6 tRNA genes are annotated in these 592 nt (G+C 51.7%); all 6 read right to left on the bottom strand.

From position 1 onward, the window contains the following. Positions 1-9: 9 nt before the first annotated feature. A tRNA-Leu gene (locus ADF75_RS00170) sits at positions 10-95 on the bottom strand. Positions 96-102: 7 nt separating this feature from the next. Next, positions 103-174, bottom strand: a tRNA-Gly gene (locus tag ADF75_RS00165). A gap of 23 nt (positions 175-197) precedes the next feature. Continuing rightward, positions 198-270 (bottom strand) — tRNA-Thr (locus ADF75_RS00160). A 17-nt stretch (positions 271-287) separates the two neighbouring features. Further along, positions 288-369 (bottom strand) — tRNA-Leu (locus ADF75_RS00155). A gap of 5 nt (positions 370-374) precedes the next feature. Beyond that, positions 375-447: transfer RNA gene (locus ADF75_RS00150), tRNA-Lys, on the bottom strand. A 31-nt stretch (positions 448-478) separates the two neighbouring features. After that, a tRNA-Asp gene (locus ADF75_RS00145) sits at positions 479-551 on the bottom strand. Positions 552-592: the final 41 nt, after the last annotated feature.

Genomic DNA, 592 nt, shown 5'->3' with positions numbered 1-592 from the left:
CTAAGTCTATGCCGAGGACCGGAATCGAACCGGTACGATCGTTACCAATCGCAGGATTTTAAGTCCTGTGCGTCTGCCAGTTCCGCCACCCCGGCCTCCTCAAGCGAACGACGGGATTCGAACCCGCGACCCCCACCTTGGCAAGGTGGTGTTCTACCACTGAACTACGTTCGCATCTGTTTCTTTATATAAAAAAATGCCGGCTACATGACTTGAACACGCGACCCTCTGATTACAAATCAGATGCTCTACCAACTGAGCTAAGCCGGCTCATTATTATTCTTTTATGCGGGTTAAGGGACTTGAACCCCCACGCCGTAAAGCGCCAGATCCTAAATCTGGTGCGTCTGCCAATTCCGCCAAACCCGCTATAATGACCCGTACTGGGCTCGAACCAGTGACCCATTGATTAAAAGTCAATTGCTCTACCAACTGAGCTAACGAGTCGTATCATTATCTGCTAGAAACTTCGTTTCTACGGTCCCGACGGGAATCGAACCCGCGATCTTCGCCGTGACAGGGCGACGTGATAACCGCTACACTACGGGACCTATGGGAGTTAACGGGATCGAACCGCTGACCCTCTGCTTGT

It is taken from the genome of Streptococcus sp. 1171_SSPC (genome assembly GCF_001069335.1).
Taxonomy (GTDB): Bacteria; Bacillota; Bacilli; order Lactobacillales; family Streptococcaceae; genus Streptococcus; species Streptococcus xiaochunlingii.
The sequence above is the reverse complement of the archived record's forward strand: the minus strand, read 5'-3'. Positions and strand labels throughout refer to the sequence as shown.